Raw genomic sequence first — 17,717 nt, forward strand, 5'->3', positions numbered from 1 at the left:
ACAGGAGTCAAGCATGCGTCGCCGCCGCCTCGCACTATGTGCCCTTGTTGTATCACTCTCAGCCATCTTCGGCTTCGCGGGCAATGTTACGACCGTGCAGGCCGCAGCCGGTACGGAGACCACCACCGGCAACTGGTACTGCTGCTGATCCATCTCTCACCCCGCCCGTAGCGCGAGGAACAGGTCAACCCTGTCCGCCATGGTGGACAGGTCTCGTCCGGTCAGCTCCTCCACGCGTCCGATCCGGTACCGCACGGTGTTCACGTGCACGTGCATGCGTTCGGCGCAGACGTTCCACGATCCCGCGCAGTCGAGGAACGTTCCGAGTGTGCGGACCAACTCCGACCGGTGCCGCCGGTCGTAGGCGTAAAGCGGGCCCAAGATCCGCTCAGCGAAGGATCTGCGCACGTCGTTGGGCACGGTGGCCAGCAGGAGTGCGTGAGTGTAGATCTCATCGCTGGTCACCACCCCTCCGCCGCGCGCCTCCGCCAGGCGCCTCGCGTGCCCGGCTTCCTCGACGCCGCCGCGGAGGGCCCCGGGACCGGTCAGCGCGGCGCTGACGCCGACTGACACGCGCGTTCTCGGGAGTGCCTCCTGAAGCGTCGCCACCCGCCTCCCCAGACGGTCCAGAAGCGCTTGCACAGTACGCTGCAATTGCGATCGTCCTTGCATCTGCACATTACCTCGAACTCGCGCTCTCGTCGCGGGTTCGAACCCAATTGATTCGATCTTCTTTACCGTCTCCCCCTCGGGCTCGTTCCCCGGCTCCCCGAGCAGGCGATCGTCGTCCGGATCCTCGGCCGCGTCCAGCGGGACGAGCGCCACCGCCGCGTCGGCTCCGGCGGCGGCCACGACGCGGCGGTCCAGCAGTTCCTCGATCACCTGCCCGCCCAGCACGGCCGGGTCCGGCCCGTCGGTCGCGCCGGGCCGGCCCGCCGTCGCCGTCACGACCGCGTACGGCTGCGCCGCGCCGATCCCGCAGGTACGCAGCCGGGCGGCCACCTCGGCGGAGTCGGCGTCGGCCGAGCAGGCCAGTGCGACCAGTTGCCCGGCGAGCCGCCGCTCCACCCTGCGCCCCTCCTCGGCGCGGCTGCGCTCGAGCGCGACGCAGGCGGCCAGCTCGAAACCGGTGCCGGCGTCCTCCAGCAGATCGGCGCCGCAGACCAGGGCCCAGCCCGACGCCCGGTGCGACCGGTCCACGCCGAAGATCGTGAAGGGCCCCTCGGGGGCGCGCACCACGTGCGGCAGCCGGGTGGCCGTGAGGTACTCACGCGAGAGCCGCGCCGGAAGGTCCCCCGCCAGCCGGCCCGCGATCACCGAACCCGCGGCCGAGACGACCGCCGCGGTGACGCCCAGCTCCGCGGCGGTCAGGTCGAACAGCTCGTCCAGGCTCGCGCCCTCGGCGACGGCGGCGACGATGCGCCGGTGCCGGCCGAGGGCGCCCCGCGGGTCGGCGGTCGTCTCCCCGGCGAGCCGGGCCTCCACCAGCCCGGCGAGCGTCCGGAAGGAGACCTCGGTGGGCACGTCGAGCAGCGGCACGTCGAACTCGCCGCACGCCTCCAGCAGATCGTCCGGCACGTCGCCGAGCAGCGCCCGTCCCGCGCCGAGGGCGGCCACCCCCGCACCGGCCAGGGCCTCGACGAAACGGCGGGAGTCGGCGGGGTCGCGCCGCCACATGAGGCCGGTCAGCACCAGCTCCCCGCCGGACAGGTACCGGCCGGGGTCGGGCAGGTCGGTGATGTGCACGCCGGTGAACGGCCGGTCGAGGTGCTCGTCCCTGGACAGCAGGGTGAGGTGGAGCCCGCGCATCGCGATGAGATCACGTATCCGCACCTGACCAGGCTAACCGCGCGCGTTTGGACGAACCTACAAGCCCCCGCGGCGGTCTCTCACGGCGTTTCGCGGCTGCGTCAATTGGAGGCGCCGTACATCGCTGATGTACTGCCGCTGTGACCCACATCGCCAGCGGCCGCAGCCAGGGGCAGGGCGTCGGGGCGAGCGCGAGCCGCCCGGACGGCGTCCTGAAGGTGACCGGGGAGTTCGCCTACTCCTCGGACCTCTACCTGTCGGGCATGCTGTGGGGCGCCACCCTGCGCAGCCCGCACCCCTCGGCGTGGATCCGCTCCATCGACGTGGGACCGGCGCTGGCCGTGCCCGGCGTGCACGCCGTGCTCACCCACGAGGACGTCCCAGGTGAGCGCTTCTACGGCCTGGAGCACAAGGACCAGCCGGTGCTCGCCGTCGACCAGGTGCGCTACCAGGGGGAACCGGTCGCGATCGTCGCCGCCGACCACCCTGAGACGGCGCGGCGGGCGGCGGCGGCGATCAAGGTCGGGTACGAGCCGCGCGAGGCGGTGACCGACGCCCGCCGCGCCCTGTTCGACCCGGACTGCCCGAAGGTGCAGCCGGGCGGCAACCTCGTGCGCCACCAGCCCGTACGGGTCGGGCGCGTCCCGGCCGGCGCCGAGATCGTCGTGACCGGCGAGTACGAGGTGGGCATGCAGGACCAGGCCTTTCTCGGCCCGGAGTCCGGCCTCGCCGTGCCCGCCGAGGACGGCGGGGTCGACCTGTTCGTCGCCACCCAGTGGCTGCACGTCGACCAGGACCAGATCGCGCCCTGCCTCGGCCTGCCGAAGGACAAGGTACGGCTGACGCTGGCCGGCGTGGGGGGCGCGTTCGGCGCCCGCGAGGACCTGTCGATGCAGGTGCACGCCTCGATGCTGGCCCTGCGCACCGGCCGGCCGGTGAAGATCGTGTACGGGCGGGAGGAGTCGTTCTTCGGCCACGTCCACCGGCACCCGGCACGGATGCGGTACGAGCACGGGGCGACCCGCGACGGCCGGCTGGTGTACGTCAAGGCCGAGATCGTGCTGGACGGGGGCGCGTACTGCTCGTCCTCCCCGGCCGTGGTCGGCAACGCCGCCTCCCTCGGCGTCGGGCCGTACGAGGTGCCGAACGTCGAGATCGACGCCTACGGCGCCTACACCAACAACCCGCCCTGCGGTGCGATGCGCGGCTTCGGGGCGGTGCAGGCGTGCTTCGCCTACGAGTCGCAGATGGACAGGCTCGCCGAGGCCTGCGGGCTCGACCCGGTGGAAATCCGGGTCCGCAACGCCGTCTCCCAGGGCTCCCGCCTCGCCACCGGCCAGGTGATCGACTCCCCCGCCCCTCTGGCCGCCATGCTCCGCGAACTCGCCGCCACGCCCCTGCCCCCGCCCTCCTCGGGCACGCCCGACCTTCGGTCCCTTCCCGGAGGGGTGGCGCAGACGACCCACGGCGAGGGCGTGCGGCGGGGCGTCGGGTACGGCGTCGGGATCAAGAACATCTGCTTCTCCGAAGGCTTCGACGACTACTCCACCGCTCGCGTACGGGTCGAGCTGCTCGGCGGCGAGCCCCACGTCCTGGTGCACACCGCCGCCGCCGAGGTCGGGCAGGGCCTGGTCACCGTGCAGACGCAGATCGCCCGCACCGAGCTCGGGATCGAGCGGGTGACCGTCGCCCCGGCCGACACCTCGGTCGGCTCCGCCGGCTCCAGCTCGGCCTCCCGTCAGTCGTACGTCACGGGCGGCGCGGTCAAGACGGCCTGCGAGGCGGTGCGCGAACGGCTGGACGGGCTGCACGCCGCGGACCCGGGGCGGACGCTCGCGCAACTGCTGGAAGCGCACGGCCCTGTGGAGGAGACCCGCGAGTACCGGCACCGGCCCACGTACCCGATGGACCCGGTCACCGGTCAGGGGAACTCCCACGTGCAGCTGGCGTTGTGCGTCCACCGGGCGGTGGTCGACGTGGACGTCGAGCTGGGCCTGGTCAAAGTGGTCGAGCTGGCCGCCGTGCAGGACGTCGGCAAGATCCTCAACCCGGTGGCGCTGGAAGGGCAGATCCACGGCGGCTCCGCGCAGGGGCTCGGGCTCGCACTGATGGAGGAGATCCAGGTCCGCGACGGGAAGGTGCTGAACCCGTCCTTCACCGACTACCTGATCCCGACGATCCTCGACATGCCGCCCATGCGCCTGTCCGTCCTGGAGAACCCCGACCCCCACGCCCCGTACGGCCTGCGCGGCGCCGGGGAGCCGCCCACTCTGTCCTCCACTCCCGCCATCACCGCCGCCGTCCGCGCCGCCACCGCCCTCCCCCTCCACCGCGTCCCCGTCCGCCCCCAGGACATAGCCCTCCGTACCTGAGGGAGCCGGCTGAACGAGCCGGTCCAGCAGTCCGGCGTTGTGGGCGAGCAGGGAGGTCAGCCGGCCTCGTCGCGTTCGCAGGCCACGCCGTCGTGGTCACGGTCGGGGTACCAGGAGTACTCCTCGTGGACGCCCTTGGTGTACGGACCGTAGCCCGCCGCGTTGGCCCGCTTGCAGGTGGGGAAGCGCGGGTCGGGCTTGCGGACGCGCTTGGACGAGGCGTCCCCCGCCGGGGCGGGAGAGCGGACCTTGCCGCCCACGGCGGAGGTACGCGTGGTGGACGACGGCACCTCGCCGCCGGCGGGCGCGGTGCCGGCGCCGCCCGTGCCGGGGGTGTGGGCGGGCCCGGTGGGCTGCAGTGGCATGGAACCCGGCTGGGAGGCGGATCCGCCGGGGCCGCCGGTGGGCGCGGCGGGTCCGCCGGTGGAGGGGGCGGCCGGCCCGCCGGTGGACGTTCCGCTGGTGGACGTCTCGCCGGTAGAGGTTCCGCCGGTGGACGTCCCGCTGCCCGGGGGGCAGTCGGAGGCGCTACCGGGCAGGCCGGAATTCGTCCCCGTCCCGGGGTTCCCGCTGCCGGGGTTTCCGGTGCCCGTCCCGGGGTTTCCGGTACCGGTTCCGGAGTTACCCGTCCCGGTGCCGGGGTTGCCCGTGCCGGCGTTGCCGGTGGGCGGGTTGATGATGGGGCCGCCTGTGGCGGAGGTGTTCGGGGGGCAGGTCGACTGGGAGGTCGGTGAGGAGGCGGGGGCCGTGGTGCCGGTGTTCGGGACGCCGGTGACGGTGCCGGTGGTGCCCATCAGGCGGGCGAACAGCCCCTCCGCCGCCTCCTTGCTCAGCCCCGTGATGCTCAGGCTGTCCTGCGTGATCGGCTGCGCGACCCTGGGCGCCGTGACGACCCTGTCCGCCACGACGATGGCGAGCTGTTGGTCGACCGAGTCCCTGATCAGGTCGGCAAGCCTCTGGCGGCTGTCCGGAGCGAGCACCACGCGCACGTCGTACGTGCCGTCCTTCTCGGCGACCGTCTCCACCTTGATCACCGAGGTGACGGTGACTCCCGGGTCCAGCTGGTAGCAGGTGGTGCCGGCGTCGTCGAGCACCGCTTCGGCGCCGGGACAGGGGGCGGCCTTGACTCCGGTGACCGGGGCGAAGTGGATGGGGGTGGCGAGCCGCTTGGGCGGGGGCGCGCCGAGCGGCAGGTCGGGCTGGCGGGTCATGAGGACGGCGATCGTGCCGAGGACCCCGGTGACGAGTATTCCCACGAAGAGCGCGACGATCAGGACGATCGTGGTCGAACGGGCGGCTCGGGGCGGACCGGACGGAGCGGCCGGCGTCCCTCCGGGCGCGGCCGCGCCGCCACCGGCACCCGGAGGCTGGCCGCCGGGACCGGGAGGCGTACCGCCGGGCGCGAGGGGAACCCCGCCGGGACCGACGGACGGCTCCCCGGGTTCCCCGGCCGGCAGGCCGGGTTCGCGGAGCGGCTCGCCGGCCTCGCCGGGAAGCGTGCCGGACGCCAGGAGCGGCGCACCGGCCTCGACCGGCGGCAGGCCGTCCGCCAGGAGCGGGACACCGGGCTCCACCGGTGGCAGGCCGCCTTCCAAAAGCGGGACACCGGGCTCGACTCCTGACGGGCCGCCTTCCAGAAGCGGCACACCAGGTGCGGCCCCTGGCAGGCCGGGCTCCAGGAGCGGCTCGCCCGGGAGCGCGCCGGACTCCAGAGGGAGCGCGGCTTCGGCCGCGGGCAGGCCAGGGTCGAGGAGCGGATCGCCGGGCCGACCGGAGCCGGTCGCCCGCCCGCCGCTCGCGGGCCCCGGCTCGCCGCCCGCCCGCCACGTCTGGCCCGCCCCGGCGGGGAGGCCGTCCACTGTCGGTTCGTCGGCCACGGTGAAGAGGTCGACCAGGGTGTCGTCCGACAGCTCGTCCTCACGAGGGTCGCCGGCCGCGAAGGGCACCAAATCGTCCTCGGGCGGCCCCGCCCGGCGGGGCTCGCCCGCCTCGGCCGCCGGACTCCTCGTCCCGGACGGCGGCTCGGCCTCCTCGGACGCGCCGCCGCCCACCCCCGAGTGCGGTTCGCGCGGAGCATCGTCGGCCCTCGACCACGCCGACGCGCCGTAAGGGGAATCGTCCCCCCTCGACCGCGCCGATGCGGCGGATGGGGCATCGTCGGCCCTCGACCGCGCCGGTCCGCCGGATGGGGCATCGTCCGGTCTCGGTCGCGCCGCGCCGGCCGGGGGATCGTCCGCCCCCGGTCGCGCCGGGTCGTCGTCGTGAGGGAACAGGGGGCCGCCCAGGCCGACCAGGGTGTCCTCCAGGTCGGCCGGCGGCCGTCCCGGATCGGCCGGGCCGGAGCCGGCGGGCGAGTTCCCGGGAAGGGCCGACGACCCCTCCGGGCGATCTTGCTGATCGCCCGTCGCCCGCTGGTTACGCATCCTCACCCCTGAGAGCAGACATCGCTCGGGCGAGCCTACCGAGGCTCGCGTGATCGAGCTAACCGCAGATCGGACGCTCGCAGCAGGGTCCTACGCTGTAGATGTCCTGACAATTTGCCACGTACCTGGAGCGATTGCTTCCAACCTGCTCCATGACGAGGGCTTCCAGGGCGGGAATGCCCCCACGGTCGGCGGCGCCGCGAGACCGGTCCGAGCCGGTCGCGCACGGCATGGCGGAGGGTCGCCGCCGGGGCGGAAGGAGGATTCATGAAGGTCGGAATACCCCGAGAGGTGAAGGACCAGGAACACCGGGTCGCGCTGACGCCCGCTGGTGCCAACGAACTGGTCCGCGACGGCCACCAGGTGTTCGTCGAACGCGGCGCGGGTGCCGGGTCGTCCATCACGGACCAGGACTACACCGTGGCCGGCGCGACGATCCTGGACTCGGCGGAGGAGGTCTGGCGCGAGGGGGACCTGATCCTCAAGGTCAAGGAACCCATAGCATCCGAATACCCCCTCATGCGCCGCGGGCAGGTGCTCTTCACCTACCTTCACCTCGCGGCGTCGCGGAAGCTCACCCTGGCCATGCTGGAGTCGGGGGTCACCGGCATCGCCTACGAGACCGTACAGCTCGAGAACGGGGCCCTGCCGCTGCTCGCGCCCATGTCCGAGGTGGCCGGGCGCCTGGCCCCGCAGGTGGGCGCCTACCACCTGATGCGGCAGGGCGGCGGCCGGGGCGTGCTCATGGGAGGCGTGCCGGGCGTGTACCCGGCGAGGGTCGTCGTGCTGGGCGCCGGCGTGACGGGCCTGAACGCGGCCACCATCGCCCTCGGCATGCAGGCGGAGGTCGTGCTGCTGGACAAGAACATCGACAGGCTGCGCCAGATCGACACGATCTACCGAGGGCAGCTGCGGACGGTCGCGTCCAACAGCTACGAGATCGAGCGGGCCGTGCTGGAGGCCGACCTGGTGATCGGGGCGGTGCTGGTGCCGGGCGCCAAGGCGCCGAAGCTGGTCACCAACGAGATGGTGTCGCGGATGAAGGAGGGCTCGGTGCTGGTGGACATCTCCATCGACCAGGGCGGCGCCTTCGAGGACTCGCGGCCCACCACCCACGCCCATCCGACCTACCAGGTGCACAAATCGGTCTTCTACTGCGTGGCGAACATGCCGGGGGCCGTTCCGAACACCTCGACGTACGCGCTCACCAACGTGACGCTCCCGTACGTCCTGGCGATCGCGCGGAAGGGCTGGCGGCAGGCCCTGCGGGACGACCCGGCGCTGGCGCTGGGCCTGAACGTCCACGAGGGCACGCTCACCAACCGTCCGGTCGGCGAGGCCCACGCCCTGGAGGCCGTGGAGCCCGAGAGCGTCCTGGCATAGGCCCGTTTTCCGCACATCGCCCTCATCGACCTGGGCTGATCACTGATCGTACCCGGCCGCATATAGCGCAGGGAGATTCGGGCTCGTGCGGAGAACAGGCCTAGAACGCGTCTCGGGGTCCTGTGGCGAGGTTCCGGCTCCCGCCGGTCACTTGCTCGGCGTCGGGGCCGGCGAGGCGCTCTTGCCCATGGTCGGGTCGGGGGCGGCCGAGCCGGTCGGCGCCGCGGTGGGACTCGCCGTCGGTATGGGTTCGTCGGCGGCCGTCGCCTGCGTGCTCCCGTCGCCGGTGCAGGTGGCGCCGTACTCGGGCGTGGTGCTCGGGTTCTGCCTGTACTTGGTGATGTACCTGGGCAGGCGGGGGTCGTCGGCACCCGTGAGCACGAGCTGGTGGTTCCACGAGCTGACCACCACCGGCGCCTTCAGACCGGGGTACGGGCTGAGCAGCATGTAGTCGGAGGTGATCATGGCCTTCAGCTTCGAGACGTCGGCCTTGGGCAGATCGGGACGGTAGGTGATCCACACCGAGCCGTGCTCCATGGAGTGCACGCCGTGCTCGTTGTTGATCGGCTGGTCGTAGACGCCGCACTGCTGCCAGACGGGGTTGTGCGGGCCGCCGACCGGCGGGGTCTCCTTGTAGTTGACCTTGATCGCGGTGTGCTCGGACCCCTTGTAGGTGTAGCTCGTGACGGCGTCGAGCGAGGTCTGGGAGCGATCCCGGACGATGTAGAAACCGACGACCCCGACGAGCAGGACGATGACGAAGGCGCCGGCGCCCCACATCAGCATCGCCGCGCGGCGCTCCTTGCGCTTCTGTGCGGCGCGCAGCTGGGCGAGTTGCTCCCGCCGAGCCTGCGTCCTGTCCTTGGCCATCGATCCTCCAACGGCTGTTAATGACCCTGAATGCTCAAGCTCCGATGCTTATGTGGAGGATAGTGGCTAAGTAATAACGTTTGCGTTTGACGCTCCCGACCGCTCACAACCCTGGCTGGCCATGACAACCCCACGTACCCGCCTGATCCTGGTCGCACTGATCTCCTGCGCGGTCACCGCCGTCGCGATGCTGCTGATCAACGGGAGGACGGCGCCTCCGGGGGACGCCTCACCGGAGGCGGGCTTCTCGCGGGACATGGCGGTGCACCACGCCCAGGCGGTCGAGATGAGCTTCGCGGTGCGCGACGCGAGCGCCGATCCCAAGATCCGGTCGCTGGCCTACGACATCATCACCACCCAGACCGCCCAGCGCGGCGTCTTCATGGGCTGGCTGCAGCAGTGGGGCCTCGACCAGGCGGGCAGCCGTCCGGCGATGGCGTGGATGGCCGGGCACGGGCACGGCTCCTCGCCCGACATGTCCGATATGGCGGGCGGCAAGATGCCCGGGATGGCCTCGGTCGACGAGCTGAAGAAGCTCAGGGCCGCCAAGGGCAAGGACGCCGAGATCCTCTTCCTCCAGCTGATGATCCGCCATCACGAGGGCGGCGTGCAGATGGCCCAGGCGGTGCTCAAGCTGTCCGAGCGCGAGGAGGTGCGCGGTATGGCGCAGAACATCGTGAACACGCAGGACAGCGAGATCGGGTACATGACCGAGCTGCTGAAGGAGCGCGGCGCCCAGCCGTACCCCTCGATCCTCAAGTAAAGCCGCCGGCCCCCGCCCGAGGAGACGGGCGGAGGCCGGGAGGCGGGGTGGGTCAGGCCTGCGCCATCTCCTCGGCGACGGCCGCGGCGAAGGCGTCCACGTCGGCCTCGGTGGTGTCGAACGCGGTCATCCAGCGCACCTCGCCGGTGGTCTCGTCCCAGGTGTAGAACGGGAACCGCTTGCGCACCCGGTCGGCCGCGTCGCCGGGCAGCACGGCGAAGACCGCGTTGGCCTCGACGGCCCTGGTCACGCTCACCCCCGGGATGCCGCGTACGGCGGCGGCCAGGCGCGCGGCCATGGCGTTGGCGTTGCGGGCGTTGCGCAGCCAGAGGTCACCGGCCAGCAGCGCCTCGAACTGCACCGACACGAACCTCATCTTCGAGGCCAGCTGCATCGAGCTCTTGCGCAGGTACGCCATGCCCCGCGCCGCCGCCGGGTTCAGCACGACGACGGCCTCGCCGAACATCAGCCCGCTCTTGGTGCCGCCGAACGACAGCACGTCGACGCCCGCGTCGGTCGTCAGCGCGCGCAGCGGCACGTCGAGCGCCGCGGCGGCGTTCGACAGCCGGGAACCGTCGAGGTGGAGCAGCATGCCGAGGTGGCGGCAGTGCGCGGCGATCTCGGCGATCTCGTCGGGCGTGTAGAGCGTGCCGAGCTCGGTGCTCTCGGAGATCGAGACGACCTTCGGCTGCGCCCGGTGCTCGTCACCGAAGCCCCAGGCCTCCCTGTCGATCAGCTCGGGGGTCAGCTTGCCGTCGGGGGTGGGCACCGTGCGCAGCTTGATGCCGGCGCTCTGCTCCGGCGCGCCGCCCTCGTCGGTGTTGATGTGCGCCGACTGCGCGCACACCACGGCCTCCCAGGGCGCCAGCATCGCGCGCAGGCCGACGACGTTCGCGCCGGTGCCGTTGAACACCGGCCACGCCGAGGCCTCCGGCCCGAAGTGCCGCTGGAACACCTCCTGCACCCGCTGGGTGTAGACGTCGGCGCCGTAGGGCGGCTGGTGGCCGCCGTTGGCGAGGGCCAGCGCCTCGAAGACCTCCGGGTGCACGCCGGCGTAGTTGTCGCTGGCGAACCCCTTCATCTCGGGGTCGTGGTGGCGTCGTGCCTCGGTCACGATGTCAGGTCCAATCGGATGCCGTTGACCTCCTCGGCCGGCCGGTCCCACAGGGCGGCGACGGCCTCGGCGAGGTCCTTCACGTCGGTGAAGCCGGGGAACTTCTTCTCGGGCGAGGCGGCCCGCATCTCGTCGTTCACCAGCGCCTTGATCACCAGGATGGTCGCCGCGCTCGGGGTGCCGCGCAGCGCGTCGGCCAGGGCGAGCGTCCACGCCTCCGAGGCCGCCTTGGCGGCGGCGTAGGCGGCGTTCCCCTGGGTGGGCTGCTGGGCCGCCTTGGCGGAGACGATGACGAACCGGCCGGACTCGCTGCGGCGCAGCAGCGGCTCGAAGGCGAGCGAGACGTTCTGCAGGGTGCGGATCAGCAGCCGGTGCAGGAAGTCCCAGTCCTCCAGGTCGGTCTCGGCGAAGGTCTTCGACCCCCGCCAGCCCCCGACGAGCTGGACGACGCCGTCGATCCTGCCGTGCTCGTCCTCGACGCGGCGCGCCAGCTCGCGTACGGCCTCGGCGTCGGTGAGGTCGGCGGGGACGTCGCAGTCGACGCCGTGCCGGTCGACCCCGATCACCGTGTCGCCGCGCCGGGCCAGCCGCTCCTTCACGGCCTTCCCGGTGGGGCCGCCGGCTCCGGCGACCAGGATGACTCGGTTGGAGCTGCTCACGCGCGGATTCCCTTCGTGGCCTCGATCACGCCGGAAAGCTTACGGCGCAGGGCCTCGTAGAACATGCTCAGGGGGAACTCGTCGGGCAGGACGGCGTCCACCACGGCCTTCGGGAAGCCCTCCACCGGGAGCGCCTCGGCGCCGTGCTGCCACACCGAGGCCGGGTTCGGGGCGACGTAGTTCGCGACGAGCTGGTGGGCGGCGAGCCAGTGGGCCAGCTTGGAGCGGTCGATGCCGTCGCGGTACAGCTTCTCGACCTCTCCGCGCAGGTCGGCCACGCAGTCGGCGACCCGGTCCCAGTCGATGCTGAGCCGGTTGTCGGTCCAGCGGACGACGTCGTTGCGGTGCAGGTAGGCGAACAGCAGCTGGCCGCCGAGGCCGTCGTAGTTGCGCACCCGATCGCCGGTGATCGGGAAGCGGAACAGCCGGTCGAAGAGGATGGCGTACTGGACGTACCGGGCGTGCGGCACGCCCTCGCCCTCCAGCTTGACGGCCTCGCCGAACGCCGTCAGGTCACAGCGCAGCTCCTCCAGCGAGTAGAGCCAGTACGGCATGCGCTGCTTGATCATGAACGGGTCGAACGGCAGGTCGCCGTGGCTGTGGGTGCGGTCGTGCACGAGGTCCCACAGGACGTAGGTGTCCTGGGCGAGCTCCTGGCTCTCCAGCAGGCGGGCGGCGTCCGGCGGCAGCGCCAGCTTCAGGGTGTCGGCGGCGGCGCGGCTGACGCTGCGGAAGCGCGCGGCCTCCCGGTCGCAGAAGATGCCGCCCCAGGTGAAGCGGGCCGGGGTCTCGCGGACGGCGACGGTCTCGGGGAACAGCACCGCGCTGTTGGTGTCGTAGCCGGCGGTGAAGTCGACGAAGGCGATCGGCACGAACATCGGGTTGTCGTACCGCTCCCGCTCCAGCGAGGCCAGCCACTCGGGCCATACGGTGCGGATCCAGACGGCCTCGATGTTGCGGTTGAGGTTGCCGTTCTGGGTGTACATCGGGAAGACGACCAGGTGCTCCAGGCCGTCGACGCGCTGGGTGTCGGGATGGAAGGCGTTCAGCGAGTCGAGGAAGTCGGGCACGCCGAACCCGGCGGCCCGCCATTTGCGCAGGTCGTCGACGACGGTGGCGAGGTACTTCTCGTCGTGCGGGAACCTCGGCGCGAGCTTCTCGACGCCCGCGATCACCCGCTCGACGATCGGCGCGGCGGCCGCGGTGTCCTCGATGGACCCGTCCTTGGCGGTCAGCGGGCGCAGTTCCTCGACGGCGGCCTTGAGCCCGGCGAAGTCGGCGTCGACCTCGCCGGTGGTGGCGGCGCCGGCCGGGACGCGGGCGGCCCAGGTGACGATGTTGCCCCACAGGCGGGCGTGCCGGAGGTCGTCTATGGAGTCGTCACCGAACAGGTCGGAGTCGGCGAACACCACGACCCGTCCCTTGCCGTGACGAAGGGCGACCGCGAGCGCGCGGCCGGGGAGGTCGGCGGCGGCCGAGGTCTCGTACAGCACGGTGGCGCCGGGCGGCGGGGTGAGCACGCCGGCCCGGTAGAAGCACGCCTCCCGCGCGCCCGCCGTGAGGTCCTCCTCGGCGGTCGGGACGGGCTTGCCGAGCACCCAGGTGGCGACGTTGTTGTAGCAGTTGGCGGGGTCCTGCACGGTGGCGTGCTCGATGCCCACGCCGAACCGGGCCAGCAGCTCGGGGATGTTGTTGCCGTACTTCTCCTGCTCGCACTCGGCGAGCACGATCAGCCCGCCGCCGCCGGCGACGTACTCCTCGATCGCGTCGATCTCCTCGACGGGCAGCGCCGGGCTGCCGAGGCCGACGGTGCGCTCCCATCGGTCGGCGGAGGGGTGGGCGATGACGAAGACATCGTGGGCGTTCAGGACGGCCGGTGTGATCGCGCCCTCGGTGTGGGCGGCGACGGTGTGCCCGAGCTTCCGGAGCACCTCGGCCGCACGCGCGTAGCTGTTGTCGTCAGGGTGCGCCGGGTTGATCGCCTCGGCGACCTCTCGGCGGATCGTCCACGACTCGTTGTGGGCTTCGTCGAACAGCACTCGCGGGAACGCCCTCATACCGGTCCAACCCTCCGCTTGGCGTAATTTCTCCGGCTACGTCCGGTTCTGGACGAAAAATATACACACAGATGCCCCTCTTGCGGAAAACCCAATCCAGATCTGCCGGTCAGGACGGGACATGGCGGCGCGACCGTCCCTCTGGGGAGATCGCGGAGTTCCGCCGGGCGGAGGAGGGGGAGTCACCCGGTGGGGGGACGACCCGGGCGGGGCCGGGCCCGTACCGTCCTCGGCGTATCAAGGAACGCCATGCCTCCGCCCACGAGGCGGACCCTCCCCTTCACCGAGGAAGCACAATGCCCAAACTGTCCGACTCCGTCGGCTTCCGCCGCTGGCTCACCGGAGCGGCACTCATCGTGTCCCCCGTGTTCCAGCTCACGGCCACCCTCGTCGACCCCGGAACCTGGGGCGACGACCGTGAGGTGGTCAGCTACGGTGACAACCCCGCCCTCGCCCAGCTGCAGTCGGCGCTCTACCACTGGAGCTGGATCATCCTGCCGCTCGCGGTGGTGGGCCTGCTGCACGTGCTGCGCAAGCGCGCGGTCGTCCTCGGCCACATCGCCGGGATCCTGACCACTCTGGGATTCATCAGCATCTCGGCCCTGCTGATGGGCGACCCGGTCGAGTGGTACTTCGGGCAGCACTACGCGCCCGATGAGGCCACCAAGATGTTCGACCAGGTCTTCGACCTGCCCGGCGTGATCTTCGGCTTCCAGATGCCGTGGGTGTTCCTCGGGCCGGTCGGCCTGGTGCTGCTGATGGTCGCCCTGTGGCGCGGCGGCTTCATGCACTGGTGGGTGCTCGTCGTCGGTGTCGTGGCCTGGGCCTCCCCGTACGTGCTGGACTACGGCCCGCTCAGCCTGCTGTGGAGCGGCGGCAACCTCGTGGTGCTGGGCTACCTGGGCCTGAAGGTGCTGCGGATGGGCGACGAGCGCTGGGCGTCGTACTACCCCGTCTCGGCGCCGGGGCGCACGACCCCCGACTCGTACGCGAACACGACCGCCTGAGCGCGGTCGCGCAGATGGAGCTTCATCAGCACACGTGCCACGTGGGTCTTGACCGTGGCCTCGCCGACGAAGAGCTCGGTGGCGATCTCGGCGTTGGTGAGGCCACGGGCGAGGTGGCGCAGCACCTCGAGCTCCCTCGGGGTGAGCTCGGCCAGCTGCGGCGGCCTGACCGGCTCGTGCCGCCCGGCGAACGACGCGATGACCCGCGTGGTGACGGCCGGGTCGAGCAGCCCGTCGCCGGAGGCCACCACCCTGACGGCCTCGACCAGCTGCTCGGGCGGGGAGACCTTGAGCAGGAACCCGCTGGTGCCGGCCCGCAGGGCGGCGTAGAGGTTCTCGTCGGTGTCGAAGGTGGTCAGCATGACGATCTTCGGAGGGTTCGGGCCGTCGAGGAGCTGCCGGGCGGCGGTCAGGCCGTCCATGCGCGGCATCTGGATGTCCATCAGCACGACGTCGGGCCGCAGGCGGCGCACCACGCTGAGCGCCTCGGCGCCGTCGGAGGCCTCTCCCACGACCTCCATGCCGGGCTCGGACTCCACCACCATGCGAAGGCCGGCCCGCACCATGGCCTGGTCGTCGGCGACGACGACGCGGATCGTCATACGAGCACTCCTTGCGGGATCGGTAGGCGCGCGCGGACACGGAAACCCTGCCCGGGAGCGGGAAGAGGTCCCGCCTCCAGCGAGCCACCGTACAGCTCCGCGCGCTCCCGCATGCCCACCAAGCCGTGCCCTGTGGACAGCTCCGCGGCGCGCCGGCCGCCTCCCCGCGCGGCCTGGTTCACGATCTCCAGTTCGACCGCGCCGGGCAGGTGGTCGATCGTGATGCGGATCTCGGCCCCCGGCGCGTGCTTGACCGCGTTGGTCAGCGCCTCCTGGACGATGCGGTACGCCGACAGGTCGAGGCCCGGCGTGAGCCGTACCGGCCGGCCCCTGACGGTCAGGTGGATGTCGGCCCCGGGCAGGGTGGCGACCAGGTTCTCCAGCACGTCGAGACCGGGCTGCGGCAGCGCCTCGTCCTGCTGCATGCGCAGCGCGCCGAGCATCACGCGCAGTTCGTCCACCGCCTCCCGGCCCATGCGTTCGATGCCGGACAGCACCTCGTTCGTCCCGCCCTGCGCCCTGCGCAGCGCCCCGGCCTGCATCACCATCATGCTGACGCTGTGGGCGACCACGTCGTGGAGCTCGCGGGCGATCCGGGTGCGCTCCGCGGCGACGGCCTCGGCGGCGCGGTGCTCCCGTTCGAGCTCCAGCAGGCGGGCGTGCTCGGCGAGCCGCACGGCCCGCGTGAGGTGCGTCCGCACCGCGAGGCCGGTCAGGTAGGCGCCGCCGAACGCGACGGTGAGGAAGGTGATCTCCTCGAACGGCAGCGGGCGCAGGTCCACGGCTCCGGAGTCGAAGACCAGCACGCCGGAGAGCGCCCACGCGGCGCCCGGCCCGAACCGGAGCTCGGCGCCCACGGTGTGGAAGACGATCAGCAGCGCCGCCAGCTGCCAGACCGGGCAGCTCTCGTTGCCCTGCCGGTGCCAGGCGTACTGCGCGAGGATCATGAGGATGAAGACGGCCACCGGCGACCTGCGGCGGTAGAAGAGCAGCACACCGGTCACGAGCGCCTGGAGCACCCACCACAGCTCGGGATCCTGCGCCGCGCCGTACGCCGTGGCCGACGTGAGCGCCTGCATCGTCCCGAGCCCGACGACCGTGCCGCCGATCATCAGATCGACCCGGGGAATCGCGGCGAGGCGCCGCCTGACGTCCACCCGAGGGATCGTGCCGAAGTGCCGCCTGAAGGTGATGAATGCCGCCATAGCGGCGAGGTTAATCTCTGCCCGCGCCCGGCGATACGCCCGAAAACCCCAGCGCAAGCCGACTCCAAGTCGCCTTCAAGTCGATCAAGATCGATCGGCGTGAATCACCAGGTGGCCCGGCGGCCGATTGCAAGTCCGTGACGGCCGTGCGCCGAGCCTTGAACGGCATCGCCCGCGCTGCGACTCTGAAATCCCCTGGTACTTATTAGGAGGCGGCGATGCCCCGCCTACAGGTCCTTTTCGCGGGGCTGAGCGCCATCACGGCGCTCGCCGCCGGCAACGTCCATCCTCATCCCAGCGGATCCACCGACCGTGTCACCCCTGGAACGGTCCGGGTCGAGGCCCGCGCCCACGTGACGATCACCCTTTTCGACGACCGGAACGTGTTCAAGCAGGTGATCCGCGAATACGACGTCCCGGTGGGGAACGGCAGCGGCTTCATTGTCTCCCCCGACGGCGTCGTGGTCACCGCCACCGCCGTCGTCCAGCCCGACCAGGACCCCGGCGTGTACGCCGTCAACCGGGCGTTCTCCGAGTACTTCAAGGTCGACCTCCCGGGTGACTTCTCCCGCCACAAGGTGAAGGACGCCGAACTGAACTCCCGGCTGCAGGCCTGCTACCCGCCGCGGCGGCAGCACTCCACCTGCGCCGGCCAGACGGCCATCGTGATCACGGTGTTCCCCTACGCCGAGCCTCCCGCGCCCGACGGCTACCCCGCGCGACTGCTGCGCGGCGGCCCCTCCCCGGCGGCGCCCGCGGTGCTCAGGCTCACCAAGGGCGGGGAGGACTCCACGCTGCCCACCGTCCCGCTCGGAACCTCGGTCGGCGGCGGCATCGAGTCGGTGGACGTCATCGGGCTGCCGGCCAGGCCGGGCGCCAAGGCCCCGCCGAAGGTCGAGACCGCCCACCTCGACCCGCCGGGCGGGCGTACGTTCAAGACGGCGGAGCGGGCCAAGCTGGAGGCCTTCCTGGACGCCGACGGCGAGGGCGGGGCCGTGGTCGACGACGCCAAGAGCGAGGTGGTCGGCCTGGTCACGGGCGGCCACGGCGCGGCGGGCAGGCTGACGCCGGTCGACGACATCCGGGCCGCGCTGGTCGCGGCGGACGTCGCCCCCCGGCGCGGCCCGGTGGACGTGATCTACGAGACGGCGCTCGCCCCGTACCACAACAAGTTCTACGCCAACGCGATCCCGGTGCTGGAGCAGGTGCTGAGGCTGCGCCCCGACCACGCCGTGGCCCAGGACCACCTGCGCCTGGCCCGGGCCAACCGCGCTCCGGCGCCCGCGGCCGTCCGGACGAGGAGCCCGGCCGGGGGCTCCTCGGCGCTGCCGCTCGCCACGGCGGGGCTGATCGGCGCCGGGCTCCTGCTGGCCGCGGCGGTGCCCATCGTGCTGCGCCGGCGCCGGACGGCGGCGGCCGGGATCCCGCCGGAACCGGTCGCCGCCGCCCGGCC

13 protein-coding genes are annotated in these 17,717 nt (G+C 72.0%); 5 read left to right on the forward strand and 8 right to left on the reverse strand.

Annotated features, from left to right (window positions below; all coding sequences use genetic code 11):
• Positions 1-156: 156 nt before the first annotated feature.
• Complete coding sequence (locus KIK05_RS41365) at positions 157-1,833, reverse strand: PucR family transcriptional regulator (RefSeq protein WP_214416369.1); 1,677 nt, start codon at positions 1,831-1,833, stop codon at positions 157-159.
• 116 nt (positions 1,834-1,949) lie between these two features.
• Between KIK05_RS41365 and KIK05_RS41370 the strand changes: the two genes are divergently transcribed.
• Positions 1,950-4,181: a xanthine dehydrogenase family protein molybdopterin-binding subunit gene (locus KIK05_RS41370; protein ID WP_214416370.1), complete on the forward strand. Its 2,232-nt coding sequence runs from the start codon at positions 1,950-1,952 to the stop codon at positions 4,179-4,181.
• 56 nt (positions 4,182-4,237) lie between these two features.
• On the opposite strand, the gene KIK05_RS49260 is transcribed toward KIK05_RS41370, so the two are convergent.
• The gene (locus tag KIK05_RS49260) at positions 4,238-6,127 is read right to left on the reverse strand and encodes an excalibur calcium-binding domain-containing protein (protein WP_214416371.1); all 1,890 of its coding nucleotides are present in this window, start codon (positions 6,125-6,127) and stop codon (positions 4,238-4,240) included.
• A 744-nt stretch (positions 6,128-6,871) separates the two neighbouring features.
• Here KIK05_RS49260 and ald point away from each other — a divergent pair.
• Positions 6,872-7,987, forward strand: coding sequence for an alanine dehydrogenase (gene ald, locus KIK05_RS41380; RefSeq protein ID WP_214416372.1), 1,116 nt, complete (start codon positions 6,872-6,874; stop codon positions 7,985-7,987).
• A 147-nt stretch (positions 7,988-8,134) separates the two neighbouring features.
• On the opposite strand, the gene KIK05_RS41385 is transcribed toward ald, so the two are convergent.
• Positions 8,135-8,857, reverse strand: a complete 723-nt coding sequence (locus KIK05_RS41385; RefSeq protein WP_214416373.1) for a thioredoxin-like domain-containing protein — start codon at positions 8,855-8,857, stop codon at positions 8,135-8,137.
• A 121-nt stretch (positions 8,858-8,978) separates the two neighbouring features.
• Here KIK05_RS41385 and KIK05_RS41390 point away from each other — a divergent pair, with 121 nt between their 5' ends.
• A complete protein-coding gene (locus tag KIK05_RS41390) occupies positions 8,979-9,620 on the forward strand; it encodes a DUF305 domain-containing protein (protein ID WP_214416374.1) in 642 nt (213 codons plus the stop codon).
• Between the two features lie 52 nt (positions 9,621-9,672).
• Here KIK05_RS41390 and KIK05_RS41395 read toward each other — a convergent pair whose 3' ends face one another.
• Genes KIK05_RS41395 through KIK05_RS41405 form a run of 3 tightly spaced genes read right to left on the reverse strand, consistent with a single transcriptional unit; the run spans position 9,673 to position 13,450 of the window.
• Positions 9,673-10,734, reverse strand: a complete 1,062-nt coding sequence (locus KIK05_RS41395; protein ID WP_308250345.1) for a threonine aldolase family protein — start codon at positions 10,732-10,734, stop codon at positions 9,673-9,675.
• Positions 10,731-11,393 (reverse strand): SDR family NAD(P)-dependent oxidoreductase, encoded by a 663-nt coding sequence (locus KIK05_RS41400; RefSeq protein ID WP_214416375.1) that lies wholly within the window; start codon positions 11,391-11,393, stop codon positions 10,731-10,733. The genes KIK05_RS41395 and KIK05_RS41400 overlap by 4 nt, the downstream gene beginning before the upstream one ends.
• Positions 11,390-13,450 (reverse strand): DUF6421 family protein, encoded by a 2,061-nt coding sequence (locus KIK05_RS41405; RefSeq protein WP_214416376.1) that lies wholly within the window; start codon positions 13,448-13,450, stop codon positions 11,390-11,392. The genes KIK05_RS41400 and KIK05_RS41405 overlap by 4 nt, the downstream gene beginning before the upstream one ends.
• Before the next feature lie 296 nt (positions 13,451-13,746).
• Between KIK05_RS41405 and KIK05_RS41410 the strand changes: the two genes are divergently transcribed.
• Positions 13,747-14,457: a hypothetical protein gene (locus KIK05_RS41410; RefSeq protein WP_214416377.1), complete on the forward strand. Its 711-nt coding sequence runs from the start codon at positions 13,747-13,749 to the stop codon at positions 14,455-14,457.
• Here KIK05_RS41410 and KIK05_RS41415 read toward each other — a convergent pair.
• Together KIK05_RS41415 and KIK05_RS41420 are read right to left on the reverse strand one after the other, a co-directional pair.
• A complete protein-coding gene (locus KIK05_RS41415) occupies positions 14,397-15,059 on the reverse strand; it encodes a response regulator (RefSeq protein WP_214416378.1) in 663 nt (220 codons plus the stop codon). The two genes, KIK05_RS41410 and KIK05_RS41415, sit on opposite strands and share 61 nt — an antisense overlap.
• Positions 15,056-16,264, reverse strand: a complete 1,209-nt coding sequence (locus tag KIK05_RS41420; RefSeq protein WP_214416379.1) for a sensor histidine kinase — start codon at positions 16,262-16,264, stop codon at positions 15,056-15,058. The genes KIK05_RS41415 and KIK05_RS41420 overlap by 4 nt, the downstream gene beginning before the upstream one ends.
• 218 nt (positions 16,265-16,482) lie before the next feature.
• Here KIK05_RS41420 and KIK05_RS41425 point away from each other — a divergent pair.
• A partial coding sequence (locus KIK05_RS41425; protein WP_214416380.1) for a hypothetical protein occupies positions 16,483-17,717 on the forward strand: 1,235 nt, incomplete at its 3' end.

This window comes from Sphaerisporangium fuscum (assembly GCF_018531465.1).
GTDB classification, from domain to species: Bacteria; Actinomycetota; Actinomycetes; order Streptosporangiales; family Streptosporangiaceae; genus Sphaerisporangium; species Sphaerisporangium fuscum.